The organism is Yersinia entomophaga, assembly GCF_001656035.1.
Classification (GTDB): domain Bacteria; phylum Pseudomonadota; class Gammaproteobacteria; order Enterobacterales; family Enterobacteriaceae; genus Yersinia; species Yersinia entomophaga.
Genome location: NZ_CP010029.1, coordinates 2,174,898 through 2,199,858 on the forward strand (window position 1 = coordinate 2,174,898; position 24,961 = coordinate 2,199,858).

Consider the following 24,961-nt stretch of genomic DNA (forward strand, 5'->3'; position numbering starts at 1 on the left):
TGTTAGATTTAGGTAAATAAAGGCAAGATGGCACAATCAGCCACCTTATCCCATTGGCAGACTCTGATAGAATCGGCAACAATTCGTCTATCGTCAGATACCATGGCAACATTTTGCGCACAACTGCTGCACAACAAGGAATGCAAATGAAGAAACTGCTCCCCCTTCTTATCGGACTGAGCCTTGCCGGTTTCAGTACCATGAGCCAGGCAGAGAACCTGCTGCAAGTTTATAAACAAGCGCGGGACAGCAATCCCGACTTACGTAAATCTGCCGCTGACCGTGATGCTGCATTCGAAAAAATCAATCAATCTCGCAGCCCGCTGTTACCACAGCTCGGTTTAGGCGCAGGTTATACCTATACCAACGGTTTCCGCGATAACAATGGCGTAGACAGCAATTCCACCTCAGGATCGCTGCAACTGACCCAAACCATTTTCGATATGTCAAAATGGCGCGCGCTGACCTTACAAGAAAAAGCTGCCGGTATTCAGGACGTTTCGTTCCAGACCAGCGAACAATCGTTAATCCTGACCACCGCTACCGCCTATTTCAACGTACTGAGAGCGATTGACTCTCTGTCTTACGTTCAGGCGCAGAAAGAATCGGTATACCGTCAGTTGGATCAAACCACTCAGCGTTTTAACGTCGGTCTGGATCCAATCACCGACGTACAAAACGCCCGCGCCAGCTATGACACTGTGCTGGCCGATGAAGTGACGGCGCGTAATAATCTGGATAACGCACTGGAAGTTCTGCGTCAGGTCACCGGCGTTTACTACCCGGAACTGGCCTCTCTGAACGTTGAACGTTTGAAAACCGATAAACCAGACGCAGTCAATAACCTGTTGAAAGAAGCAGAAAAACGCAACCTGGCGTTGCTGACTGCTCGCTTAAATCAGGATTTGGCTCGTGAGCAGATTAAAGCGGCCGAAACTGGCTATATGCCAACGATTGATCTGACCGCTTCTTCATCAATTACTAATACCCGTTACAGCGGTAGCGCCAGTTCGCAGCAAATCAATAATGACGCTGGTCAGAACAAAATCGGCGTGCAGCTTAGCCTGCCATTATACAGCGGCGGAGCAACCAACTCGGCGGTTAAACAGGCGCAGTTCAACTTTGTTGGCGCCAGCGAGCAGTTGGAAAGCGCACACCGTGGCGTCGTGCAGAACGTTCGTTCCTCGTTTAACAACATTTCGGCATCAATCAGCAGCATCAATGCCTACAAACAGGTTGTGATTTCAGCCCAAAGTTCATTGGATGCCATTGAAGCCGGTTATCAGGTGGGAACTCGTACCATTCTGGATGTGTTGACTGCAACCACCACGTTGTACAATGCAAAACAGCAGTTAGCCAATGCCCGTTATGACTATCTGATCAATCAGTTAAACATTAAATCTGCTCTGGGTACTCTGAATCAGAACGATTTGATGTCGCTGAACGCAGTATTGGATAAGCCGGTTCCAACTGCACCAGACGCTGTGGCGCCCGAGGGTAAACAGCAACCTGCGGGCAGCGACGCACAGACCGCGTCTCAAACTGTGCCGGTGACTCAGCCAGCGGCGGCGACAACCCGCAGTTCTGGTAATCCATTCCGCAACTGATTCTGACGTCGGCCTTTCCCCAAGGCCGACATTCTTCGGGCGTAGCATTGTATACGCCCGATTATTACTTTTCTCATGATTTCCTCCACTTTAGGGACAAGCATTTTTCATCGATGAAAAAAGAGAGCTAGCCCGCAGCATTTCGTATAGCAATGTAAAGTATGCCGCTGACCTCCCCCTGCGCTTTAATTTTATACATCTTTCCCCTATTCTTATGGCCACGCTATATGACTATAAATGGGATAAAGGGCAAAAAGCCCGGACACAGGACCAATGACGATGAAACGGACTAAAAACATCAATCAAGAGACATTCCGTAAATCCTGGCGTAACTATCGCTTAGCGCCTGTCGCGTTGGCGGTCAGTGCCGTATTTATGCTTGCCGGTTGCGAAAAAACCGATGAAACCGTCTCTCTGTACCAGAATGCAGACGACTGCTCACAGGCAAATCCATCTAAAAGCGCCGAATGCACTGCGTCTTACAATAATGCCTTGCAGGAAGCGGCTAAAACCGCGCCTAAATATGCAACGCGTGCAGACTGTGTGGCTGAATTTGGTGAGTCTCAGTGTACTCAGGCACCGGCTCAGGCCGGTATGGCTCCGACTTCAGCACCCGCAGAAGCTGGCGCAACGGCGCAGCCACAGCAGAGCGGCAGTATGTGGATGCCTCTGATGGCCGGTTACATGATGGGCCGAATGATGGGCGGCGGCGCAAGCCAACCACTGTTTACCTCTAAATCAGCAGGCAGCCCGGCTAACGGCAAATTTGTTGACGCAACCGGTAAAAACTACGGCCCTGCTACCACCGGTCGTACCATGACCGTGCCTAAAACCGCGCTGGCACCAAAACCTGCGGTAACCAACACTATCACTCGCGGTGGCTTCGGTGAATCAGTAGCCAAACAGACCTCTATGCAGCGCAGCAATGCTTCATCATCCAATTCCAGCTCGCGCAGTATGGGTGGCTAAGGTCTGATTAATGAAACGTTTACCGATTACCGAGCGTCCAGACTGGCGCGAAAAGGCGACCGAGTTTGGCTTTAAATTTCACACCATGTATGGCGAGCCGTACTGGTGTGAGGATGCCTACTACGAATTTACGCTGGCGCAGATTGAAGAGCTGGAAGATACCACGGCAGAATTGCATCAAATGTGCCTGCAGGTGGTAGAAAAGGTCATTAATAGCGATGAGCTGATGGCAAAATTCCGCATTCCTAAACATGTTTGGGATTTCGTCCGCACTTCGTGGCGCACCAACCAGCCTTCTCTCTATTCCCGCCTTGATTTAGCCTACGACGGTAAAAGTCCGGCCAAGTTACTGGAAAATAACGCAGATACGCCAACGTCACTGTATGAAGCGGCATTCTTCCAATGGCTGTGGCTGGAAGATCAGATCAACGCTGGCAATCTGAGCGGCGATGCAGATCAGTTCAACAGCCTGCAGGAAAAGCTAATCGAACGCTTTACTGAACTGCGGGAAAACCACGGTTTTAGCCTGTTGCATCTGGCCTGCTGTCAGGACACCGAAGAAGATCGCGGTACGGTGCAATATCTACAAGATTGTGCTCTTGAGGCCGGATTACCAACCGAATTCCTGTTTATGGAAGAAATCGGCCTGGGTGAAAAAGGGCAATTTACCGATCTGGATAACCAGGTTATCAGTAATTTGTTCAAGCTCTATCCATGGGAATTCATGTTCCGCGAAATGTTCTCCACCAAGCTGGAAGACGCGGGCGTTCGCTGGCTGGAACCGGCGTGGAAAAGCATTATTTCCAACAAAGCACTGCTGCCGCTGCTGTGGGAGATGTTCCCTAATCACCCAAATCTACTGCCAGCATACTTTGCCGAAGACGACCATCCGCCGCTGGATCACTATGTGACCAAGCCTTTGTTCTCACGGGAAGGTGCCAATATCCAGATCGTGGAAAATGGCAAAGAAGTGGCCCGCGTGGATGGCCCTTACGGTGAAGAAGGCATGATCGTACAGCAATTCCATCCGTTGCCACGCTTTGGCGATAGCTACACGCTGATTGGCAGCTGGTTGATCAACGATCAGCCCTGCGGTATTGGTCTGCGCGAAGATCGCGAATTGATCACGCAGGATCTGTCTCGATTCTACCCACATATTATTTTTGGCTAATCCCCAACTATGATGTGCAAAAGGGAAGGCAATCGCTTTCCCTTCTTATATTTATAAAACCACTTATATCAATCAAATCATTAGCCTAAACGAACCGACAGCATACTCAGCGATCCCATTTCGATTCCTTCGGTCGGTAGAGAAATAGCTTCTTTTCCGTCCCAGGCTCCCAAAATATACAGCAGCGGCAGGAAGTGTTCCGGAGTCGGGTTTGACAGCGCCGCGCCCTCATGATCCATAAAATGGACCAGTGGATGGTTATCCCCCTGATAATCAAGGTTATCCCTGACGTACTGTTCAAAAGATTCGGCCCACGGATAAGGGCTAGCCTCTCCCTTCCAGTTAACCATTCTCAGGTTATGAACCACGTTACCACTGGCCACAATCAGCACACCCTGCTCACGTAGCACCGCCAGCTTACGCCCTAATTCATAGTGATAAGCCGCTGGCTGGGTACCATCAACACTGAGTTGCACCACCGGAATATCGGCGTCAGGGTACATTTTAATTAACACTCCCCAAGCTCCGTGATCCAAACCCCATTCGCGGGTATCGGCCATCACTTCAGCAGGTTTCAGCAGTTGCTGAATTTGCTCTGCAAGCTCAGGCGAACCGGGAGCCGGATACTGAGTATCAAACAAAGCCTGTGGAAATCCGCCAAAATCGTGAATAGTCCGCGGTTTTCCCATTGCTGTTACCGCAGTTCCACGGGTATACCAGTGGGCGGAAATAGCCAAAATCGCTTTCGGCCTAGGAATCGCCTTACCCAACGCACGCCATGCCAAGGTATGACTGTTTTCTTCCAGCACGTTCATCGGGCTACCGTGGCCGAGAAACAGTGCAGGCATACGAGAGGTGTTCATAGGAAATCCTTACAGTTAAATGAAATTATCAGGCTCTAGCTACAGGTTGGTCGCCAGACCTTGCAACTACATTACGCGCTTTCTTTTCATTGCACAGCCGGATAACCATGAAGAAGATAGTCAAGAAATTTGAATGTATAGCGAGGGAAGACAAAGCGGGAATCCACAGCGGAAACAGAAATGAAAAAACCGGGCTATTTTACCTGTTAAGGAAAATAAAACCCGGTTAACTCAGTCAGTTAAATCAGACAGCATTCAGAATGCTGCTAACCAAACTCAGCTGGCTTTCTGTGCATGAGCCAAGCGGTATTCCGCCAGGTCATCAATAGTCACTACTGGCATATCATGCTGTTTAGCAAAGGCAATCACTTCTGGCGCATGCGCCATGCTGCCATCGTCATTGGTCAATTCGCACAGTACGCCTGCGGGTTTAAAACCGGCCAGCGTTGCCAAGTCAATGGATGCTTCGGTATGACCACGACGAGTCAGTACGCCACCCGGTTGACCGCGCAGTGGGAAAACGTGGCCTGGACGGCTAAGATCCGCAGGTGCCGCGTTATCCGCAATGGCCGCACGAATGGTGGTCAAGCGGTCAGCGGCAGATACGCCCGTAGTAACGCCTTTAGCGGCTTCAATAGTCACGGTGAATGCGGTCTGGAACTGGCTGGAGTTGTTGGTCACCATCATTGGCAACTCAAGCTGCTGACGACGTTCTTCGGTGATACACAGACACACAATCCCACTGCCGTGACGAATTGTCAGAGCCATTTGTTCTACGGTCATGGTTTCTGCGGCGAAGACAAGATCGCCTTCGTTTTCGCGGTTTTCGTCGTCTAGCACCATCACACCTTTGCCATTACGCAAGGCGTCCAATGCACGCTCTACACGCTCGAAAGGCGTGCCAAAATCTGATAGAAGGGTCTGATTCATGGTAAAAAACCTCATTAAATTATGGATTACCAGAATCAGGGCGGTCTTGAGGAGTGTTCGCCAAATATACGGCAAAAATAACGCAAGCGGGCAGTATGCCCGGCAGATACCGTTACTCTCTCCCATCCGGACTATAACCGTCGGCCCCGGAATTACACCGGATCTGCTGACCTCTACGCTGAATGAAATTAACCACTCAATGTGAGCGCTCGCGGGCTTCCACAACGCGATACAAAAGTACCTAACTATGGTTTACCGCCGGTGGGGACTTTCACCCCGCCCTGAGAATAAGCGTAAAGACTATAACGCTAATGATTCGTCCGGGCAATTGGCAAAATGCAGAATTAAACCCTGGTCACAAAGGTTTATAGAATTGACGCCAGGCATTACACTATTAGGCAATCACTAAACATCAAATTAGGGAAATACCATGATTGACCCGAAAAAAATTGAACAAATCGCCCGCCAGGTGCATGAATCCATGCCGAAAGGTATCCGCGAGTTCGGGGATGACGTCGAAAAGAAAATCCGCCAGGTGCTGCAATCGCAACTGACTCGTTTGGATTTGGTTAATCGTGAAGATTTCGACGTGCAAACGCAGGTGTTACTGCGCACCCGCGAAAAACTGGCAATGTTGGAACAGCGGATGAGCGAGCTGGAAGCCAAATTTAACGCGGCGCCAGTTGCTGCGCAGGACGAAGCCGAGAAAACCGGCGAGTAATTATTTCCAGCGTTCAGCTTAAAGGGGCTAGAATGCCCCTTTTTTCGTTGATAAAAAACATCTTAATGTTAGCCGATGAGTCAGCGATCAACCGTTGATATGGTTGTTTTTGGCAAAATGAGCCAAAGTCCCGCAAACATAACCAGAGCGTATAAACTCTTCCACCCAATCATCAACAGCAATATGCAGCACAGCAGGCTGCCAATCATCGCCATCCAGCGTGAACGCCCTTTCAACAAGCGAATACCCGCCAACATACACAGCAAATAAATCAGCACGAAAATACCGTTGGCGTAGACGATCAGCATATCCAGCGGCAGAGAAAACCAATAAGTCAGCAACGTAGCAGCCAGACAGCAACCCACTACGGCGCTAAGGGCATTGACCGGCGTTTGGCCAGCGGATAAGCGAGCCAAAGGGCTTTCTGGGCGACTGACAGCCTGTGACCACACCATGCGAGCAAAACTCTGGGTATAAATATTCACACTGGCGAAGCACGCCAGATAGCCAATAATACAAGCGACCCAAAGTGCGCGCTGACCAAAAAGTTGCACCACTATGCCCGGTAGAGATGCGGCCGCGGCCTGCTCTGTGCCATAGGCATGGAAATGGAGTACGGCAACGGTACAACCCCAGTAAACCGCACCGGCCACCAACATGCCGATCAGCAAGGCGCGAGGAAAATCCCGTTTAGGATGGCGGAATTCTGTCGCCAGATGCGCAAAGGCTTCCAGACCGACAAAACACCAGAACATTACCGCTAATGCATTGAATATATTAGGAGGAGAAACATCGGTAATCGCTGGCCAGGGAATCTGAGCGGGGCTGATATCCCCCCGCCACCAAATCGCCGCAACCAGAGCGATAATCAACAGGGCAATCAGAGTTTGAATATTGGCGCTGGAACCTGCGCTACGGGTGCCCAGTAGCCAAATCACCAGTAAAGTAGCCAGTTGCACTATCAGCAAGCCGGTAGCACTCCAGCCAAAGATGGCCTGCCAGAAGCCAGCGGCAATCTGCAATGCCGCTGGTAACCCCACGGGAATCACCGATAAAAACAGCCAGCCCGCCACTTTACCCAAACGTGGGCCAAACGCCATATTGACGAAATGAGCCGCGCCACCAGCACTAGGGAAATGACGCCCCAGCGCGGCGAAGGCGATAGCAATAGGGAACACCAGGGCAATCAGCAGTGGCCACGCCCATAGGCTGTCGTCGCCCGCCAGCATGGCGGCTAACGCCGGTACAGCAAATACGCCGGTGCCCAGCAAGGACGTAGATAACAAACCAACGCCCTGCGCCAACCCCAACTCCTGCTTCAATCCACTCACCGTACCGCCTTATGCCATTGGCCATGGCGCAGCATCCTTACCCTGATTCAGCGGATTGAGTTAACCGCGCCCGTTTTTGATCGACTGAATAATATTAGTAGTGGAAACACCGTCTTCAAAGTTAAGTACCTTAACTTCACCGCCTGCGGCCCAGACTTCAGCGCTACCGGCGATATCTTCAGGCTTATAGTCTCCGCCCTTCACCAGTAAATCTGGTAGAACACCAGCAATTAAGCGCTGTGGCGTGTCTTCTTCGAAAGAAACGACCCAATCAACAGACTCCAACGCACCCAACACAATCATGCGTTGATCCAACGGGTTAACCGGACGTTTCTCTCCTTTCAGGCGTTTAGTGGACGCATCACTGTTAACCGCGACAATCAAACGATCGCCCAGTTTACGGGCGTTAGCCAGATAAGAGACATGACCTGCGTGCAGGATGTCAAAAATTCCGTTGGTCATGACGATTTTTTCACCGCGCTGACGCGCCTGAGCCACCGCAGTTTTAAGCTGTTCTTCGGTCATCACGCCAAAACCAGTACTGGCACGGCCACGGATGGCGTTTTCCAGTTCGATCGGAGAAACCGTTGAAGTACCCAGCTTGCCCACCACGACACCTGCGGCGGCGTTCGCCAGGAAGCAAGATTCTTCCAGCGTTTTACCCGCGGCCAATGCCGAAGCCAATACGCCAATCACAGTGTCACCCGCGCCGGTTACATCGAACACTTCCTGCGCCTGAGTTGGTAAGTGCAGCGGCGGCTGCCCCAGTTGCAACAAGGTCATTCCCTGCTCGGAGCGCGTCACCAGCAGCGCTGACAGCTCGAAATCAGCAACCAGTTTCATACCGCGACTCACTAACTCATCTTCGGTTTTACAATGCCCTACTACCGCCTCAAATTCAGACAGATTAGGCGTCAGCAGGGTTGCACCGCGATAGCGTTCAAAATCACTGCCTTTCGGATCGATAAGCACTGGTACCTTAGCCGCACGCGCCAATTTTATCATCTGCTGAACGCTAACCAGAGCGCCTTTGGCGTAGTCAGAAAGCACCAATGCGCCAATATGAGGCAATGCCTGCTGGATACGATCAAACATAGGCTGAGGATCGACACCGTCAAATCCTTCTTCAAAATCAAGGCGGATCAACTGTTGGTTACGGGAAAGCACCCGCAGCTTGGTAATGGTAGGATGCGTTGGCAGAGACACAAAATCACAGCGCACGTTGACTTCATTCAGCTTGCTGGTCAACGCCCGCGCCGCATCATCAATGCCGGTTAAGCCAACCAACTGTGACGCGGCACCCAGGGAGGCGATATTCATAGCAACGTTAGCTGCACCACCCGGACGCTCTTCGATAGTGTCCACTTTCACCACTGGCACCGGTGCTTCCGGCGATATCCGACTGGTCGGCCCATACCAATAACGGTCCAACATCACGTCGCCAACCACCAGTACACCAGCGCGGCGAAAATCGGGCAGTGTAACTTTCATCCCATAGCTCCAAAACAGATCATTATATTGTGGCGGATAATATCACAGGCTTTCGTTTACCAATAAAATCGGTTTTGCCTTATTACCTCAGGTAGATGAATTTCAGTACAGGCAAAGGGATTTGAATAGCGGTTTTTTCCCCTTTTGCGCAGTGCATGGCAAAAAACCGGTGTCAGAGGCAACATGCCGCAATGAAAAGGGCTATCCACTTCCCATCCACTGCCAATTTCAATTTACAGGTCAGAAAAAGGGGCGATATTCGCCCTACAGACTATTTCCAATAGATAATTAATAAAAATGATAAGAAAAGTGAAATAGTTATCCCAGCCAATGTTGCCAGCTAGCGGCCACCTGCTCTCTCTCGGCAATAAAGCAATCGGCGGCAACTTTGCTGGATAGCTCCTGTAAAGCCAGATGGTGAATCTCATCCCGCATGGTGACGTAGGCTTGGGTCAACGCCACCGCTTCCTGCTGTTCCATAATGCCGTAATTGGCCATCAGCTCGAAAATACGCACGTTATCAGACCAACGGGTTAAACGCGGCTCACCGGCGGCGTAGCGCAATACCAGATACTGGGCGATAAACTCGATATCGGTAATACCTCCCGCATCGGCTTTAATATCAAAGGTATCCCGCTGTTTACTGCCTAAGTGATTGCGCATTTTCTCACGCATTTCGCGCACTTCCTGCTGCAATGTCAGATCGTTACGCGGTTGACACAAAATACGCTGGCGAATGGCCACAAATTCCTGCTGCAGGCTTTCATCGCCATACACCATGCGTGCCCGCACCAGCGCCTGATGTTCCCAGGTCCAAGCTTCGCTTTGCTGATATTCTGCAAAGGCTTCAATGGTGCTCACCAGCATCCCTGACTCACCGGAAGGGCGTAAGCGTGCATCCACTTCATATAAAATACCCGATGAAGTGCGGGTGCTAAACAGATGCATCACGCGCTGCGCCAGACGCAGATAGAACTGGCGGCCATCGATACTGCGCTCGCCGTCCGTCATCACATCTAACGGACAGTCCAGCAGGAAAACCAAGTCTAGATCAGAGCTATATCCCAGTTCCCATCCGCCCAGTTTGCCATAACCAATGACGGCAAAACCGCGCCCTTCCCGATTTTGTAAATGAGTTGGCTGGCCGTAGCGTTTGACCATTTGATTCCAGGCTTGTTGAATCACCGCGTCAATAATGGCTTCGGCAAGATAGGTTAAGTGATCGCTCACTTTCATTACCGGCAGCGCTTCAGTGATATCGCCGGCAGCAATTCGTAGCTGCTGCGCCTGTTTAAACTGACGCAACGCTTCCAGTTGTTGCTCCTCGTCATCCTCCGGCACCCGCAGTAAATACTGACGCAATTCATCACGATAAGCGCCAGGAGCAAGGGGTTGATACAGCGAATGAGGATCGAGTAATTCATCCAATAAAAGCGGGTAACGCGCAAGCTGGCTGGCCACCATCGGTGAAGCGGCGCACAGCTTAATAACGTGAGTCAGCGCTGCATGGTATTCCAGCAGCAGCTCCAGATAGGTGGTACGGGTCACAATGCTCAACAGCAGTTGAATCAGGCGGCTTAGAGCGATATCCGCATCGCGACGCGGACAAACCTCCGCCAGCAAACGCGGCATCAGTTGATCCAGCTTATCCCGACCGCGCGGCCCAATGGTGCGTTTATCCACGTCATGACGGAAAGAAGCGAGCGTGCTAAGGAAGTGTCTGCGCGCATGTTCATCTAAATGCGGAGTCAAGGGCGCCAAATCACCTTCATCCAACGCATCCTGCCACAGACTGTTATACGAAACATAGCAGGCATCTTCGCCAACATCAGGGGTATCATCGCCAATTAGATCGTCAAATACCAAACGAACGGACTGCATGTGATTGTCCAGCGCATCCGTCAGCTCCGCCCAATTCCGTTTCCCCATTCCCCACGCCAGACGCGCTTGATTCAGCCCATCACTCGGCAAAGTTTGGGTTTGTTCATCACCAATCGCCTGTAAAAGATTCTCTAAACGGCGTAAAAACAGGTAGCTGGTGCAGAGATAGTCAACCTGCCGCTGAGTGAGTAATCCCAGCTCTGATACCGCCTGTAGCGTGGGCAGCAACGCTCGTTCCTGCAAACGCGGCTCGCGGCCACCGCGAATCAATTGGAATACCTGCGTAATAAATTCGATTTCCCGAATTCCACCTGCGCCCAGTTTTATATTGTCTTTTAGGCCGCGGCGTCGTACTTCGCGGGCGATCATGCCTTTCATATTACGCAGCGATTGAATCACGCTAAAATCTATATAGCGACGGAATACGAAAGGCCGCAGAGTTCGACGCAGTTCCTGGCTATAATAATCCTCCGCACCGCCCATCAGCCGCGCCTTCACCATCGCATAACGTTCCCAATCGCGACCTTGTTCCTGATAATAGTCTTCCAGCGCGGCGAAGCTCAGCACCAGCGGGCCGCTATCGCCAAAGGGACGCAGCCGCATATCGACCCGATAGACAAAACCATCAATAGTTTGCTGATCCAACGCCTTTATCAGCCGCTGCCCTAAACGAGTAAAGAACTGCGCGTTATCCAGCTCCCGGCGGCCACCTTGGGTATGGCCATTTTCCGGATAAGAGAAAATCAGATCGATATCAGAGGAAAAGTTCAGTTCTCCGCCGCCTAGCTTTCCCATCCCTAAAATCAGCAAAGGTTGTGGAACTCCCTCGCTATTACAAGGCGTTCCCCATTCTTTGCAGCAGGTTTGATACAGCCAATCGCGGCTGGCAATAATAATGCTTTCCGCCAGCCCGCTCAGCTGTTGCAAGGTTTCTTCCGTGGTACTGGTCTGCAACGCCTGCGACCACGCAATACGCACCATCATTCGCCGCCTGAATAAGCGCAGTGCCTTCATCAGCGCGGCTTCATCCTGCACTTCGCTCAGCACCTGGCCCAGCCAATCCGGGTATCGTGGCCACTCATCCGCCTGCGGCGGCTGCTGGTGTAGCTCATCCAACCATTCGGGATGAATCAACAACATATCACTGACAAAATCACTTAGCGTCAGCACTGCAACGTCTTCTTCTGTTAACGTCCGGCTTATCGGAAGCTCATGAAAACGCTGTACAATACTTTGCGCTTGCACCTGTAATTCTGAGGAGAGTGGCAACATTTCGAATCCCTATACAAAACAGCCTGCAAAAAGCAGGCTGTTAATCAGTTAACGCGCAGCTCCGTTGAGCCAGAAAGCGGGCTGAGCCAACGCCTCTTTACGGGCGGTATCACGCCAGTGTCCCTGACGTTCAACAATAGCCTGTTGCAGACCAAACCATCCATCAATGTATGGATGCCATTCGCTCTGCGGATAGAAACCGGATAATAGCTGGAAAGAAAGAATCTGACGATTCAAGCGAGGCAACTGCGCCAGATAGCCATCGTCATCCATATGATGTGTAAAGGCTTCTTTCAAATCTGCAGCGCTGCGACTCAGCATAATATCAGCAAAACGCTTAAAGGAACCCTGTAGCTTTGACTGCCCTTTAGCATCGAGGAACGGACGCCAGCCAGCGTTAACCAGCCAAGATGTGAGCGCCAACTTACATTTAAGATAAGCGGCGCTGTAGCACAATTGTTCCGCCTCGGCATTTTTCGCCGCCAGTAAAGGTTCCAGCTCGGTCAAGAGTGCCCGCAGCTCAGTGCTGGCTTTACGTGGCACCAAACCACCAAATACCGTCATGATCTGACGAATCATCGCTAACGCTTCGATTATCATGGCTTTTGCTGATTCATCGCCACGCAGCCACAGTTCTTCATGGTATTGCCAGTGATCCAAGGCCATTTCCAGACCCGCAGACATTCCCTGCTCAACGGTAGACTTAGGCGCAGGCTGCACCACCAACAACGGACGAACTTCCCGCGCCGGATTGCCTTTTGCCAAATGGTAGCCGCGCGCAGCTTTACTCAGGCTCCCCTGACGCAGACCGCCGTTTTGCGCCAGTTCTGCCGCCAACGCCAGAAGATCCGCCTGATTCCCCTGCTTTAGCTCCAGCTCCACTTCGTGCAAAGCTTCGCTGAGATCGTTGGCTGTAACATTGCCCAGATCCAAAGCCAGTTCAATCAGGCTTTGCTGGTAAGTAACTACCCACTTTTCACGCACAAAGTCGGTCTGGAATAGTGGTTTCAGTTCAGCCTGAAGTGCGGTGACATCCCAGCCTTCCGGCCAGATTTCCACAGGAAATTGCGCCAAATCCAACTCTGGTTTATCAATAGTGACATTATATTCTGGGCGCTGATGCAAACCGCCGACCACCTTGCCACCGGTTTTTATCGTCATTTCAAATTGCCCATCACAGCCGCGAATACGTAAGCCCATATCATGCTCGCGCAGGCGACCGTCTTCGGTTTCAAAGTAGATATTGGTCAGCGTTTGTGGCGCGAAATGTTCATGTGGCCAGGACGCAATCTGGCCCGGCAAGGCAGCAATGGCTGCTGGAGTAGCGATAAATTTTAATTCTATTTCAACGGTCATAATTTCATTCACACCGATATTTGCGAGATTATGGGCATTATGCGCCATTCGCGATAATTTGCCTGTTTTACACCGCTTTTTCTGTACGAAAAGTCTCGTGCAGCAGGCGAGTCAAACCCTATTTTAACCTGATTTGCCGAGTCTGCCCTACTAGCTTGATCAGACTAATTTTAGTTTCTGAAAAACCGGCGAAAATCGCGCTAAACCCGCACTGGCATTGAGAGTAAGATAGTTCTCATTCCGGTTTATGCGTTGCGTCGGCAAACTGAACCCTCTACTATCGTTCCATAAATTCACTCATAAACGATGATCTAATGCAGAAATTACGCCTAATTTGTCTCGCAGTGCTAAGTCTAAGCATCAGTTGGGGCGCGCACGCTGAAGAAAAACGCTACATCTCCGATGAGCTAATCACCTACGTCCATAGCGGCCCCGGTAACCAATACCGCATTCTCGGCACGCTAAATGCCGGCGATGAAGTCACCCTGATCAGCGTTAACGAAGCGGCAGATTATGGCCAAATTCGCGACAGTAAAGGGCGTACCACTTGGATCCCAATGGATCAATTGAGTCAGTCGCCAAGTATGCGAGTGCGTTTACCTGATTTGGAACAACAGGTTAAAACCCTGACGGACAAACTGGCTAATATTGATAATAGCTGGAATCAGCGTACCGCTGAAATGCAGCAGAAAGTTGCGGCCAGCGACGGCGTGATTAACGCGCTGAAACAAGAAAATGCAGCGCTGAAAAACCAATTGGTTGTCGCGCAGAAGAAAGTGAACGCCGTCAACCTACAGTTGGATGACAAGCAGCGCACCATTATTCTGCAATGGTTTATGTACGGTGGCGGCGTTGCCGGTATCGGTCTGCTGCTGGGTCTGGTATTGCCGCACCTTATCCCAAGCCGTAAGAAAAATAACCGCTGGATGAATTAATCGCGGAAACTGTAGATTGAATCCTATCGGCTGCCATCAGGCGGCCGATTTTATTTGCTCGCCCCACCTCGCTATACTCTGGTCAGGCCTTAAGCCTCTTATTTCAGAATCATCGATACAATCGGTATCAGGAGAATAACAGTGAATATCTACCTGGTCGGCGGTGCCGTACGCGACAATTTATTAAATCTGCCGGTCACCGAGCGGGATTGGGTAGTGGTCGGTGCCACTCCTGAGCAGTTGCTTTCTCTAGGTTATCAGCAGGTCGGCAAGGATTTCCCGGTATTCCTTCATCCGGTCAGCCGTGAAGAATATGCTTTGGCACGTACCGAGCGAAAATCCGGTCAGGGTTACACCGGCTTTACCTGCTATGCCGCACCGGACGTCACGCTGGAAGAAGATTTACTCCGTCGGGATCTGACCATCAACGCCATTGCCCGTAGCGCGGAAGGCGAACTTTTTGATCCTTATCATGGCCAAAAGGATCTGGAAAACCGCATTTTGCGCCATGTTTCTGACGCCTTTGGCGAAGATCCACTACGCGTACTGCGAGTCGCCCGCTTTGCCGCTCGCTTTGCTCATCTGGGCTTTTCTATCGCGCCAGAGACTCAGATATTAATGCGCCAAATGGCCGACAGCGGCGAGCTTTCGGCGCTCACGCCAGAGCGCGTATGGAAAGAAACAGAAAAAGCCTTAATCAGCCAGAGTCCACAAACCTATTTTCAGGTTTTACGCGACTGCGGCGCGCTGGCTGTGCTGTTCCCGGAAATTGACGCGCTGTTTGGCGTGCCTGCTCCGGAGAAATGGCATCCAGAGATTGATACCGGTATCCATACTTTGATGACGCTGGCCATTGCCGCACAGCTTAGTCCAGACATTGATATTCGCTTCGCCGCACTGTGCCACGATTTAGGCAAGGGACTGACGCCCAAAGAATTCTGGCCGCGTCACCACGGCCATGGCCCCGCAGGTGTCAAACGGGTAGAGAAAATGTGCCAACGCCTGCGAGTACCCAATCCTATTCGGGATTTGGCAAAACTAGTGGCGGAATATCACGATTTGATTCATACCGTCGATAAATTGCGCCCGGAAACCCTACTCAAGTTGTTTGACGCCATTGACGTCTGGCGCAAACCGGAACGTTTAGAGCAAATGATTATGACCAGCGAAGCCGATGCCCGTGGGCGCACCGGTTTTGAAAATAATCCTTATCCGCAGGGCGATTATCTGCGCGCGGCCTATCAGGTTGCTAATGGCGTGTCGATCAAGGAAGTGGTTGCCAGCGGCCTGCAAGGTCTGGCGATTAGGGATGAAGTCAAACGTCGCCGCCAGCAAGCGTTGGCAGACTGGAAACTGACTCTCTGCGAAACTAACCAGAACAGCGAATTTCAATAAACAGGTGTAAAAAAGCCCTGTTAAATCAGGGCTTTTTTTGGCATTTATTAACTTAAAAAGTTTACATAAATACCCAATACACTGCCGCGGCCACTACAAAACGGTAAATAGCGAAAGGCACAAACGAGATTCGCTTAATCAATGACAGGAAGGTTTTGATAGCAATCAGCGCCACCACGAATGCCGTAGCAAAACCAACGGCAAACATCGGTAAATCGCCCAAAGTCAGGAAGTGCAGGCTCTTATACAAATCCAATCCGCTGGCACCCAACATCATAGGTACGGCCAGAATAAACGAAAATTCAGATGCTGCATAACGGCTCACGCCGGTCAGCATACCGCCAGAAATGGTCGCCCCAGAGCGGGAGAAGCCCGGCCACAGAGCTAAACACTGGAAGCAGCCAATCATAAATGCCTGACGATACGTAATATCGTCCAACCCAACCGCTTTAGGGTTTTTAGGTTTCAGCCATTCCGCCGCCAGCAGCAGCAGGCCGCCGACCACCAAGGCGTACATCACACTTTGAGGCTGAAACAATGACTTTATCGCATCGTGGAATACCAGACCCAAGACGACCGCCGGAATCATGGCCAATAATATGTGCCCGAGCGTTAAATGACCGCCGGTCTGGCCATCGTTAGCCACTTTCTTACCGCCAAAGTGGATACCGATCAGGCCGAACAACCTGCGCCAGAACACCACGACCACGGCCAGAATCGAGCCTAACTGGATGATAACTTCGAAAGTTTCAGCTTTCTCACCGGTAAAGCCCAAGAGATGGCCCACGATGATCATATGTCCGGTTGATGATACTGGTAGAAACTCGGTTAAACCTTCGACCACGCCCAGAATAAATGCCACAAACAGCGAATACATATCCGTCATCTACGCTACCCATACCCAATAAGAGAAAACCACAAAAAAACGGCAATGTTATAGAAAAACACTGCCGTTTAAATTCTATTAAATTGAAAACATCAACCGCCGTAATATGACCAGCTTATCAATGGATGGTTTCATTTTTATGGCACTTTGTCGCCAGAAAAATCAGCAGGTTCGCTCACCGCGTTCAATTATTACGCCGACGTTGCGAGCTTCCGCTACTGCGCCAGGTTTGCTGACCTTGATTCTCACCCAGGGAGAAGCAAAACGCTGCAATAATATTTCGGCAACTTCTTCTGCCACTCGCTCAACCAATGCAAAACGCTGGCCTTCGACGTGTTTCAAGATGGCATCGCTGATATCAGCATAGCTTAAACAATCGCTGACATCGTCACTGGCGGCCGCTTTGCGGTTATTCCATCCCATTTCGATATCGAACACTAACTTCTGTTTAATAGTCTGTTCCCAGTCATAAACACCGATGGTGGTAATCACGCTGAGTTCTTCAATAAATACGATGTCCATCACGTCATTCTCTGTTTTTGTGCCTACCGGATATCACTTCCAGCCGAATATGCGTATTATCCACTGATGTTGCGATTAAAACGACCATTATTAAACGGGGCGGCGTTATGAGTGCTATCGCGCTTGGTATGATTCTCTTCGCGTATTTGTGTGGCTCAATTTCCAGCGCGATTCTGGTGTGTCGAATCGCTAAATTACCCGATCCGCGTGAAAACGGTTCAGGGAATCCCGGAGCGACCAACGTATTACGCATCGGCGGCCGCACGGCAGCGGCGGCAGTATTAGTGTTTGATGTGATAAAAGGTATGCTGCCGGTATGGATCGCTTATCTTCTGCATGTTTCCCCTCTTTACCTTGGCATTACCGCTATCGCCGCCTGTCTGGGCCATATCTATCCGGTATTCTTTAATTTTCGCGGTGGCAAGGGCGTAGCGACGGCTTTTGGTGCTATCGCACCTATCGGCTGGGATCTCACGGGTTTAATGACAGGAACCTGGCTGCTAACAGTACTGTTGAGCGGTTACTCCTCATTAGGTGCGATTGTCAGCGCCCTGATAGCCCCGTTTTATGTCTGGTGGTTTAAACCACAGTTTACCTTCCCGGTCGCTATGCTTTCCTGCCTGATTCTGATGCGTCACCACGATAATATTCAGCGTTTATGGCGCGGTCAGGAAAGTAAAATTTGGGACAAGTTGAAGAAGAAAAGACAGAAAACCGCTGCCGAAGAAGCAGAAGAACAGGAGTTGGAAGACTGATTTAGCGCTCGTCCGCTCCCGTAACTCAGTTCTGATGACAGAGCGAGAGCGAGGCAAGCGCTGAGGATTAAAAAAGCGGAGTGAGTGGGCTAAAATCCATGAACATTTTGAATGACTGCGGCAACGCAGCCGCAGCCCTGCCTAGACTTTCGGAAGTTCAGCCAACGGCCAACGTGGCCTAACCGACACCGTCAACTCGCTATTCACACCAGTTTTCAGCCTAATCATGCCCGCATAAGCGATCATCGCGCCATTATCTGTGCAAAATTCAGGACGAGCGTAGAACACTTCGCCGCCGCGTTTTTGCATCATTTCGGCTAATTTACGACGCAATGTGGTGTTGGCGCTCACCCCACCGGCGATAACTAAACGTTTGAAGCCGGTTTGATCCAGCGCCCGTCTACATTTGATTGCTAATGTATCCACGACCGCATCTTCAAAGGCGCGAGCAATATCGGCGCGAGTCTGATCGTCATTACCGTTGGCGCGAATGGTATTGGCGGCAAAGGTTTTCAGGCCGGAAAAGCTAAAATCTAGCCCCGGACGGTCAGTCATTGGCCGAGGGAACGTGAAGCGGGAAGCATCCCCTTGTTGAGCCATACGTGACAGCATCGGCCCGCCGGGATAATCCAGACCTAACAGCTTTGCGGTTTTATCGAAAGCTTCACCAGCCGCATCATCAACGGATTCACCAAGCAGTTGGTATTCGCCAATGCCGGTCACGCTGATTAATTGCGTATGACCGCCGGAAACCAGCAAAGCGACAAACGGAAACTCTGGCGCGTTTTCTTCCAGCATAGGCGCCAACAGGTGGCCTTCCATATGATGAACCGGCACCGCAGGCACATTCCAGGCAAAAGCCAACGCGCGGCCAATGGTGGCACCAACCAGCAAAGCACCGACCAAACCCGGCCCGGCGGTATAGGCTACGCCGTCGATATCTTCCGGTTTCAGATTGGCTTCTTTTAAAGCAGCCTGAATCAGCGGTACGGTTTTTCGCACGTGATCGCGCGAGGCCAGTTCAGGAACTACGCCGCCGTAATCTGCGTGTAATTTGACCTGACTGTATAATTGGTTGGCTAACAGACCGGTTTCATCGTCATAAACTGCAATTCCGGTTTCATCGCAGGATGTTTCTATACCCAAGACTCGCATTACATTTCCCATCATTCACGTGCGGCGGACAGTTTACCACAACCGTGAGGACAGTCATGGTTTCTGCTATTGACTGTTTATTTAGTTTTTCAGAAAACATCATTTCCCTATGCAATGGCCTGATTTCTCTGCGGAAGGTCGCCAGAATGTTGTTGAGTCTCACTATAATTGAAAAAATTGTTGATTCGTTCGACCCGAACCGCTGTTTAGTATATAATCAGCGCCCGCCGCACTTCTGATAATAAAACAGTGGTCGGTCATACAGGGGCGTGCCTGTTTCAATTTGCTGTGGTGCTTTACAACGCAGCATCCATTGAAGTAAAATTCCGCACCATTTTGAGAAGGCTGGCACTTGGCCAGCAGAAACCGATTTCTATTGAGGTGAGAGGCACATGCCGGTAATTAAAGTACGTGAAAACGAGCCATTCGACGTAGCTCTTCGTCGTTTCAAACGTTCCTGCGAAAAAGCAGGTGTTTTAGCTGAAGTTCGTCGTCGTGAGTTCTATGAAAAACCGACTACCGAACGTAAACGCGCTAAAGCTTCTGCTGTAAAACGTCACGCGAAGAAATTGGCTCGCGAAAACGCACGCCGCACTCGTCTGTATTAATTCTTCGGGGGCAACCCCGCAGCGTGATTTGTTAGTTTCTAAGAACGCGCAGACCGAGTAGTTGCAACGAAGGCCGTGCTTTCCGAAAGGAATGCGCGGCTTATTCTCGTTTATGGACTAGCGAATAGGGGCTTATGGCTGGACGAATTCCGCGGGTATTTATCAATGACTTGCTGGCTAGAACCGACATCGTCGATCTTATCGATGCCCGGGTAAAGCTGAAGAAGCAAGGCAAAAATTATCACGCGTGTTGTCCGTTCCATCATGAGAAAACACCCTCATTCACCGTTAATGGCGAAAAGCAGTTTTATCACTGTTTTGGCTGTGGTGCCCACGGCAACGCGGTAGATTTTTTGATGAATTACGATCGACTGGAGTTTGTCGAAAGTATCGAAGAATTAGCTACCATGCACGGGCTGGAAGTGCCTTACGAGGCAGGAACCGGCAGCACGCAGATCGAACGTCATCAACGACAAAGTCTTTATCAATTGATGGATCAGCTTAGCGCTTTCTATCAGCAGTCACTCAATAGCCCATCAGCTAAACAGGCACGTGGTTATCTCGAACACCGCGGTTTGAGTGAAGATATTATCCACCATTTCGCCATTGGTTTTGCTCCCGCAGGTTGGGACAATGCCTTAAAACGCTTTGGTCGTGATGCCGAAAGTCGTACCGCACTGAACGATGCCGGTATGCTGGTGACTAATGATACAGGGCGAACTTACGACCGTTTCCGTGAACGCGTTATGTTCCCAATTCGCGATAAGCGCGGGCGAGTAATCGCTTTTGGTGGTCGTATTCTGGGGGACGGTGTTCCCAAATACCTCAACTCACCGGAAACAGAAATTTTTCATAAGGGTCGCCAGTTATACGGCTTGTATGAAGCACAGGTTATTCATCCCAATCCAACGCGTTTACTCGTGGTGGAGGGGTATATGGATGTGGTGGCGTTAGCGCAATTTGGCATTGATTATGCCGTTGCCTCACTTGGAACCTCAACGACGGCTGAACATATTCAGCTGCTGTTCCGCGCCACCGATCAGGTTATTTGCTGTTATGACGGCGACCGGGCTGGCCGAGATGCCGCCTGGCGGGCATTGGAAACCGCTCTGCCCTATTTGAACGATGGCCGTCAGCTACGTTTTATGTTTTTACCTGACGGAGAAGATCCCGATACGCTGGTGCGTAAAGAAGGTAAAGAGGCGTTCGAACAAAGGATGGAGCAGGCGCAGCCGCTATCAACCTTCTTGTTCGAAACTCTCATGCCGCAGGTCGATTTGAGCAGCCCCGATGGGCGAGCCAAATTAAGTACCTTGGCGCTGCCTTTAATCAGCCAGGTGCCGGGAGAAACGCTGCGGCTTTATCTGCGCCAGCAGTTAGGTAACAAATTAGGCATCCTGGATGATAGTCAGCTAGATAAGCTGATGCCTAAACAGGCTGAAAACACGAATACCTACCAACCGCCCCAGCTAAAACGCACAACCATGCGTATACTTATAGGGCTACTGGTACAAAACCCGCAACTGGCTACACTTATTCCCTCACTACAGGGAGTTGAGCAGGCGAAACTGGCTGGATTACCGCTATTTATTGAGCTGGTAAATACCTGTTTGGCTCAGCCGGGGCTGACGACAGGCCAATTGCTGGAACAGTATCGTGATAATAAATTCAGTCAACAGCTTGAAACCTTGGCAACTTGGAACCACATGATTGCTGAGGAGATGGTCGAGCCGACCTTTGTCGATACGCTGGCGAGTCTGTATGACTCAATTTTGGAACAGCGTCAGGAAACATTGATTGCCCGCGATCGAACACATGGATTAAACGCCGAAGAACGTAAAGAGCTTTGGTCTTTGAATCTTGCGTTAGCCAAGAAGAAATGAACTACCCAACGGCTTAATTGCCGATAAATGCGGGGGCGAATCCCTGCAATATGCCGCCATAGCGGGCAGCGGCGAAAAAAAAAGCCCCAAATGCTATTGTTGGCGGTTTCGCCGACCGACACCAACCCAAATACTCTGAAGTGTGGATACCGTCTTATGGAGCAAAACCCGCAGTCACAGCTGAAGCTACTTGTCACCCGTGGTAAGGAGCAAGGCTATCTGACCTATGCTGAGGTCAATGACCATCTGCCGGAAGATATCGTCGATTCCGATCAGATCGAAGACATCATCCAGATGATTAATGACATGGGTATACAGGTGCTGGAAGAAGCACCTGATGCCGATGATTTAATGCTGGCCGAAAACACCAATGATACCGACGATGATGCGGCTGAAGCTGCTGCACAGGTGTTGTCCAGTGTCGAATCCGAAATTGGTCGTACGACCGATCCGGTCCGCATGTATATGCGTGAAATGGGTACCGTTGAGCTTCTGACCCGTGAAGGCGAGATTGATATTGCCAAGCGTATCGAAGACGGTATCAATCAGGTGCAATGTTCTGTTGCAGAATATCCTGAAGCTATTACTTATCTGTTAGAGCAATACGATCGCGTTGAAGCTGGCGAAGCCCGCCTGTCCGACCTGATCACCGGCTTTGTTGACCCGAATGCCGAAGAAGATATTGCGCCAACCGCAACCCACGTAGGTTCAGAATTGTCCGCCGAAGAGATGGACGATGATGACGACGAAGATGAAGACGAAGACGACGACAGCGAAGACGATAACAGCATCGATCCGGAACTGGCGCGTCAAAAATTCAGCGACCTGCGCGAACAATACGAAAACGCACGGAAAGAAATCAAGAAAAATGGCCGTAGCCATGCCAGCGCTGCCGCTGAAATTCTGAAACTTTCTGAAGTTTTCAAACAGTTCCGCCTAGTGCCTAAGCAGTTTGACTATCTGGTCAACAACATGCGCACCATGATGGATCGCGTTCGTACTCAAGAACGTATCATCATGAAGCTGTGCGTTGAGCAGTGCAAAATGCCGAAGAAAAACTTCGTCACGCTGTTTGCCAGCAACGAAACCAGCGATACCTGGTTTGCTGCGGCTGTCGCGATGGGTAAACCATGGTCTGAAAAACTGAAAGACGTAGCGGAAGATGTCCAACGTAGCCTGCAAAAACTGCGTCAGATCGAAGAAGAAACCGGTCTGACCATCGAGCAAGTGAAAGATATCAACCGTCGTATGTCTATCGGCGAAGCGAAAGCTCGTCGTGCGAAGAAAGAAATGGTCGAGGCGAACTTGCGTCTGGTTATTTCTATCGCTAAAAAATACACCAATCGCGGCCTGCAATTCCTTGATTTAATTCAGGAAGGCAACATCGGCTTGATGAAAGCGGTAGATAAGTTTGAATACCGTCGTGGTTATAAGTTCTCGACTTATGCCACTTGGTGGATTCGTCAGGCAATTACCCGTTCCATCGCAGACCAGGCGCGCACCATCCGCATTCCGGTGCATATGATTGAGACAATTAACAAACTCAACCGTATCTCCCGTCAGATGTTGCAGGAAATGGGTCGTGAACCTACCCCGGAAGAATTAGCAGAACGTATGCTGATGCCGGAAGACAAGATCCGCAAAGTGCTGAAGATCGCGAAAGAGCCGATCTCAATGGAAACGCCAATTGGTGATGATGAAGATTCACATCTGGGCGATTTCATCGAAGATACTACGCTGGAGCTGCCGCTGGATTCTGCTACCTCAGAGAGCCTGCGTTCCGCAACTCACGACGTGTTGGCTGGCTTGACCGCTCGTGAAGCGAAAGTTCTGCGTATGCGTTTTGGTATCGATATGAACACTGATCATACTTTGGAAGAAGTTGGTAAGCAGTTCGACGTAACCCGTGAACGTATTCGTCAGATCGAAGCCAAAGCGCTGCGTAAACTGCGCCACCCAAGCCGTTCAGAAGTTCTGCGTAGCTTCCTTGACGATTAATCGTCAGCGCACTTGAGTCAAAAAACCCCGGTTAACCGGGGTTTTTCTTTATCTATTATCTATTCTGCATCAACTTTCATCGGCTTTTTCGTTCAGCCGAAGATAAACCTGACGATAGGCAGCTACTAGCTCGTCCAGCGTCGCACGATTCAATCCGCTGGGATTAGGCAATACCCAAACCTCAGTATTACCGATCTTTAGCTCCTGACGCCCCCACTGCATTTTACGTACGCCAAAAGCACTGCTAAAGGCCTGCTTGCCTAAAACAGCCAGAATCCGAGGTTGGTATAGGGTTATTTTATCAATCAGTTCCTGCGCGCCCTGACGCAATTCTGCCGCAGATAACTCCGCTGCCGCTACCGTGGGCCGTTCTACCAATGCGGTAATGCCACAGTCGGTATCCAGTAGTTCTAATTCATCCTCAGGAGCCAACTGGCGTTTAGTGAACCCGGCCAAATGGATAACTTTCCAAAAGCGATTGCTCCTATTGGCAAAGTGAAAACCGCGATTGGCGCTGCTCAGCCCCGGATTAATACCGCAAAATACCACTTTCAACCGTGGCCGCAGAATATCTGTAATCATAGGCACCCCTGAATGAATGTATAAACCATCACTCATTCTATCAACAAATACAACCATCTAGATTTGCACATAAAACACGCACATAGCTCGCTAACTGTAGACCTATGGCTAAAAACTACCGTATAATCGCCGCCACATATGGCCCCTTAGCTCAGTTGGTTAGAGCACGCGACTCATAATCGCTTGGTCACTGGTTCAAGTCCAGTAGGGGCCACCAAATTTTAGCTGTTAAATCAGTACATTAAGCCAACTTTCGAGTTGGCTTTTTTGTTGGCTAAAAAGGCAATGGCGATAAAATGGCGATAGATATTTTGGTGATCGGTTAATTGGGGCGAAAAAAAACCTGCTTTCGCAGGCTTCTTTTACATCCACAACACCCCTTGATTATTTCTACTTGGATGTGGTGGCGCTGGTTTTGTTTCCCCCGGTGACACAATTATTCTGTCAACCGTTTCGTGCGTGGCGAAAGTACAACTGCAATTTATATTCTGACACTGGTGATAACGTTCCTTCGTCTTCTCACTCAGGTAACGGCTAGACCGAGCATGTGCAGCGGTCTTACAAAGCGGGCAATGCATCATGCTCGTATCCCCTCATCTCTCTGCTTATGCAAGTATGATAACACTAGAAACGCTCAAAAATTAGCTTTA

At 50.4% G+C, this 24,961-nt stretch carries 21 protein-coding genes, 1 tRNA gene and 1 riboswitch; of the genes, 11 read left to right on the forward strand and 11 right to left on the reverse strand.

Translation table 11 applies throughout. The features are described 5' to 3' along the window. Positions 1-146 precede the first annotated feature (146 nt). The 3 genes from tolC (at position 147) to PL78_RS09920 (ending at position 3,747) form a co-directional block, all read left to right on the forward strand. Positions 147-1,607 (forward strand): outer membrane channel protein TolC, encoded by a 1,461-nt coding sequence (tolC, locus tag PL78_RS09910; RefSeq protein ID WP_064515170.1) that lies wholly within the window; start codon positions 147-149, stop codon positions 1,605-1,607. A gap of 279 nt (positions 1,608-1,886) precedes the next feature. Beyond that, positions 1,887-2,576, forward strand: a complete 690-nt coding sequence (locus PL78_RS09915; protein WP_064515172.1) for a DUF1190 family protein — start codon at positions 1,887-1,889, stop codon at positions 2,574-2,576. 10 nt (positions 2,577-2,586) lie between these two features. Beyond that, the gene (locus tag PL78_RS09920; protein WP_064515174.1) at positions 2,587-3,747 is read left to right on the forward strand and encodes a glutathionylspermidine synthase family protein; all 1,161 of its coding nucleotides are present in this window, start codon (positions 2,587-2,589) and stop codon (positions 3,745-3,747) included. An 80-nt stretch (positions 3,748-3,827) separates the two neighbouring features. Here the strand turns inward: PL78_RS09920 and ygiD are convergent, their stop codons facing one another. Together ygiD and ribB are read right to left on the reverse strand one after the other, a co-directional pair. Next, entirely contained in the window at positions 3,828-4,610 is a 783-nt protein-coding gene (gene ygiD / locus PL78_RS09925) for a 4,5-DOPA-extradiol-dioxygenase (protein ID WP_064515177.1), read from the reverse strand. Between the two features lie 276 nt (positions 4,611-4,886). After that, positions 4,887-5,540, reverse strand: a complete 654-nt coding sequence (gene ribB, locus PL78_RS09930) for a 3,4-dihydroxy-2-butanone-4-phosphate synthase (protein ID WP_064515179.1) — start codon at positions 5,538-5,540, stop codon at positions 4,887-4,889. 110 nt (positions 5,541-5,650) lie between these two features. Continuing rightward, a riboswitch (FMN riboswitch) is annotated at positions 5,651-5,833 on the reverse strand. Positions 5,834-5,970: 137 nt separating this feature from the next. Here ribB and ubiK point away from each other — a divergent pair. After that, positions 5,971-6,261 (forward strand): ubiquinone biosynthesis accessory factor UbiK, encoded by a 291-nt coding sequence (gene ubiK / locus PL78_RS09935; protein WP_064515181.1) that lies wholly within the window; start codon positions 5,971-5,973, stop codon positions 6,259-6,261. Between the two features lie 80 nt (positions 6,262-6,341). Here the strand turns inward: ubiK and yjeH are convergent, their stop codons facing one another. The 4 genes from yjeH to PL78_RS09955 all read right to left on the reverse strand — a co-directional run bounded on the left by yjeH (position 6,342) and on the right by PL78_RS09955 (position 13,592). Then, on the reverse strand, positions 6,342-7,592 hold the full coding sequence (yjeH, locus tag PL78_RS09940) for an L-methionine/branched-chain amino acid transporter (RefSeq protein ID WP_064515183.1): 1,251 nt from the start codon (positions 7,590-7,592) through the stop codon (positions 6,342-6,344). 60 nt (positions 7,593-7,652) lie between these two features. Further along, on the reverse strand, positions 7,653-9,083 hold the full coding sequence (gene hldE, locus PL78_RS09945; RefSeq protein ID WP_064515184.1) for a bifunctional D-glycero-beta-D-manno-heptose-7-phosphate kinase/D-glycero-beta-D-manno-heptose 1-phosphate adenylyltransferase HldE: 1,431 nt from the start codon (positions 9,081-9,083) through the stop codon (positions 7,653-7,655). A 318-nt stretch (positions 9,084-9,401) separates the two neighbouring features. Continuing rightward, positions 9,402-12,236 (reverse strand): bifunctional [glutamate--ammonia ligase]-adenylyl-L-tyrosine phosphorylase/[glutamate--ammonia-ligase] adenylyltransferase, encoded by a 2,835-nt coding sequence (glnE, locus tag PL78_RS09950; protein WP_064515186.1) that lies wholly within the window; start codon positions 12,234-12,236, stop codon positions 9,402-9,404. 48 nt (positions 12,237-12,284) lie between these two features. Further along, a complete protein-coding gene (locus PL78_RS09955) occupies positions 12,285-13,592 on the reverse strand; it encodes a CYTH domain-containing protein (protein ID WP_064518378.1) in 1,308 nt (435 codons plus the stop codon). A 314-nt stretch (positions 13,593-13,906) separates the two neighbouring features. Between PL78_RS09955 and PL78_RS09960 the strand changes: the two genes are divergently transcribed. Then, positions 13,907-14,527 (forward strand): TIGR04211 family SH3 domain-containing protein, encoded by a 621-nt coding sequence (locus PL78_RS09960; protein ID WP_064515188.1) that lies wholly within the window; start codon positions 13,907-13,909, stop codon positions 14,525-14,527. Between the two features lie 141 nt (positions 14,528-14,668). Beyond that, on the forward strand, positions 14,669-15,922 hold the full coding sequence (locus tag PL78_RS09965; RefSeq protein ID WP_064515190.1) for a multifunctional CCA addition/repair protein: 1,254 nt from the start codon (positions 14,669-14,671) through the stop codon (positions 15,920-15,922). Between the two features lie 61 nt (positions 15,923-15,983). Here the strand turns inward: PL78_RS09965 and bacA are convergent, their stop codons facing one another. Further along, positions 15,984-16,808: an undecaprenyl-diphosphate phosphatase gene (gene bacA / locus PL78_RS09970; RefSeq protein WP_049597795.1), complete on the reverse strand. Its 825-nt coding sequence runs from the start codon at positions 16,806-16,808 to the stop codon at positions 15,984-15,986. Positions 16,809-16,970: 162 nt separating this feature from the next. After that, the gene (folB, locus tag PL78_RS09975; RefSeq protein ID WP_064515192.1) at positions 16,971-17,330 is read right to left on the reverse strand and encodes a bifunctional dihydroneopterin aldolase/7,8-dihydroneopterin epimerase; all 360 of its coding nucleotides are present in this window, start codon (positions 17,328-17,330) and stop codon (positions 16,971-16,973) included. Between the two features lie 107 nt (positions 17,331-17,437). Between folB and plsY the strand changes: the two genes are divergently transcribed. Further along, positions 17,438-18,085 (forward strand): glycerol-3-phosphate 1-O-acyltransferase PlsY, encoded by a 648-nt coding sequence (gene plsY, locus PL78_RS09980; protein ID WP_064515195.1) that lies wholly within the window; start codon positions 17,438-17,440, stop codon positions 18,083-18,085. Positions 18,086-18,226: 141 nt separating this feature from the next. On the opposite strand, the gene tsaD is transcribed toward plsY, so the two are convergent. After that, entirely contained in the window at positions 18,227-19,240 is a 1,014-nt protein-coding gene (gene tsaD / locus PL78_RS09985) for a tRNA (adenosine(37)-N6)-threonylcarbamoyltransferase complex transferase subunit TsaD (protein ID WP_064515197.1), read from the reverse strand. Between the two features lie 392 nt (positions 19,241-19,632). Here tsaD and rpsU point away from each other — a divergent pair, with 392 nt between their 5' ends. The 3 genes from rpsU (at position 19,633) to rpoD (ending at position 23,729) form a co-directional block, all read left to right on the forward strand. Continuing rightward, the gene (rpsU, locus tag PL78_RS09990; protein WP_001144069.1) at positions 19,633-19,848 is read left to right on the forward strand and encodes a 30S ribosomal protein S21; all 216 of its coding nucleotides are present in this window, start codon (positions 19,633-19,635) and stop codon (positions 19,846-19,848) included. 134 nt (positions 19,849-19,982) lie between these two features. Further along, positions 19,983-21,731: a DNA primase gene (gene dnaG / locus PL78_RS09995; RefSeq protein WP_049597799.1), complete on the forward strand. Its 1,749-nt coding sequence runs from the start codon at positions 19,983-19,985 to the stop codon at positions 21,729-21,731. Positions 21,732-21,887: 156 nt separating this feature from the next. Next, on the forward strand, positions 21,888-23,729 hold the full coding sequence (gene rpoD / locus PL78_RS10000) for an RNA polymerase sigma factor RpoD (RefSeq protein ID WP_064515199.1): 1,842 nt from the start codon (positions 21,888-21,890) through the stop codon (positions 23,727-23,729). 69 nt (positions 23,730-23,798) lie between these two features. On the opposite strand, the gene mug is transcribed toward rpoD, so the two are convergent. Next, positions 23,799-24,311: a G/U mismatch-specific DNA glycosylase gene (gene mug / locus PL78_RS10005; RefSeq protein WP_064515201.1), complete on the reverse strand. Its 513-nt coding sequence runs from the start codon at positions 24,309-24,311 to the stop codon at positions 23,799-23,801. Between the two features lie 140 nt (positions 24,312-24,451). Between mug and PL78_RS10010 the strand changes: the two genes are divergently transcribed. Further along, positions 24,452-24,528, forward strand: a tRNA-Ile gene (locus PL78_RS10010). Between the two features lie 145 nt (positions 24,529-24,673). Here PL78_RS10010 and PL78_RS19615 read toward each other — a convergent pair. Continuing rightward, complete coding sequence (locus PL78_RS19615; RefSeq protein WP_071925580.1) at positions 24,674-24,892, reverse strand: DNA-binding transcriptional regulator; 219 nt, start codon at positions 24,890-24,892, stop codon at positions 24,674-24,676. Positions 24,893-24,961: the final 69 nt, after the last annotated feature.

Bases quoted from the DNA above. Each gene is read 5' to 3' on its own strand.
- tolC (WP_064515170.1), top strand. From the start codon at position 147: ATGAAGAAACTGCTCCCCCTTCTTATCGGACTGAGCCTTGCCGGTTTC.
- PL78_RS09915 (WP_064515172.1), top strand. From the start codon at position 1,887: ATGAAACGGACTAAAAACATCAATCAAGAGACATTCCGTAAATCCTGG.
- PL78_RS09920 (WP_064515174.1), top strand. From the start codon at position 2,587: ATGAAACGTTTACCGATTACCGAGCGTCCAGACTGGCGCGAAAAGGCG.
- ygiD (WP_064515177.1), bottom strand. From the start codon at position 4,610: ATGAACACCTCTCGTATGCCTGCACTGTTTCTCGGCCACGGTAGCCCG.
- ribB (WP_064515179.1), bottom strand. From the start codon at position 5,540: ATGAATCAGACCCTTCTATCAGATTTTGGCACGCCTTTCGAGCGTGTA.
- ubiK (WP_064515181.1), top strand. From the start codon at position 5,971: ATGATTGACCCGAAAAAAATTGAACAAATCGCCCGCCAGGTGCATGAA.
- hldE (WP_064515184.1), bottom strand. From the start codon at position 9,083: ATGAAAGTTACACTGCCCGATTTTCGCCGCGCTGGTGTACTGGTGGTT.
- glnE (WP_064515186.1), bottom strand. From the start codon at position 12,236: ATGTTGCCACTCTCCTCAGAATTACAGGTGCAAGCGCAAAGTATTGTA.
- PL78_RS09955 (WP_064518378.1), bottom strand. From the start codon at position 13,592: ATGACCGTTGAAATAGAATTAAAATTTATCGCTACTCCAGCAGCCATT.
- PL78_RS09960 (WP_064515188.1), top strand. From the start codon at position 13,907: ATGCAGAAATTACGCCTAATTTGTCTCGCAGTGCTAAGTCTAAGCATC.
- bacA (WP_049597795.1), bottom strand. From the start codon at position 16,808: ATGACGGATATGTATTCGCTGTTTGTGGCATTTATTCTGGGCGTGGTC.
- folB (WP_064515192.1), bottom strand. From the start codon at position 17,330: ATGGACATCGTATTTATTGAAGAACTCAGCGTGATTACCACCATCGGT.
- plsY (WP_064515195.1), top strand. From the start codon at position 17,438: ATGAGTGCTATCGCGCTTGGTATGATTCTCTTCGCGTATTTGTGTGGC.
- tsaD (WP_064515197.1), bottom strand. From the start codon at position 19,240: ATGCGAGTCTTGGGTATAGAAACATCCTGCGATGAAACCGGAATTGCA.
- rpsU (WP_001144069.1), top strand. From the start codon at position 19,633: ATGCCGGTAATTAAAGTACGTGAAAACGAGCCATTCGACGTAGCTCTT.
- dnaG (WP_049597799.1), top strand. From the start codon at position 19,983: ATGGCTGGACGAATTCCGCGGGTATTTATCAATGACTTGCTGGCTAGA.
- rpoD (WP_064515199.1), top strand. From the start codon at position 21,888: ATGGAGCAAAACCCGCAGTCACAGCTGAAGCTACTTGTCACCCGTGGT.
- mug (WP_064515201.1), bottom strand. From the start codon at position 24,311: ATGATTACAGATATTCTGCGGCCACGGTTGAAAGTGGTATTTTGCGGT.
- PL78_RS19615 (WP_071925580.1), bottom strand. From the start codon at position 24,892: ATGATGCATTGCCCGCTTTGTAAGACCGCTGCACATGCTCGGTCTAGC.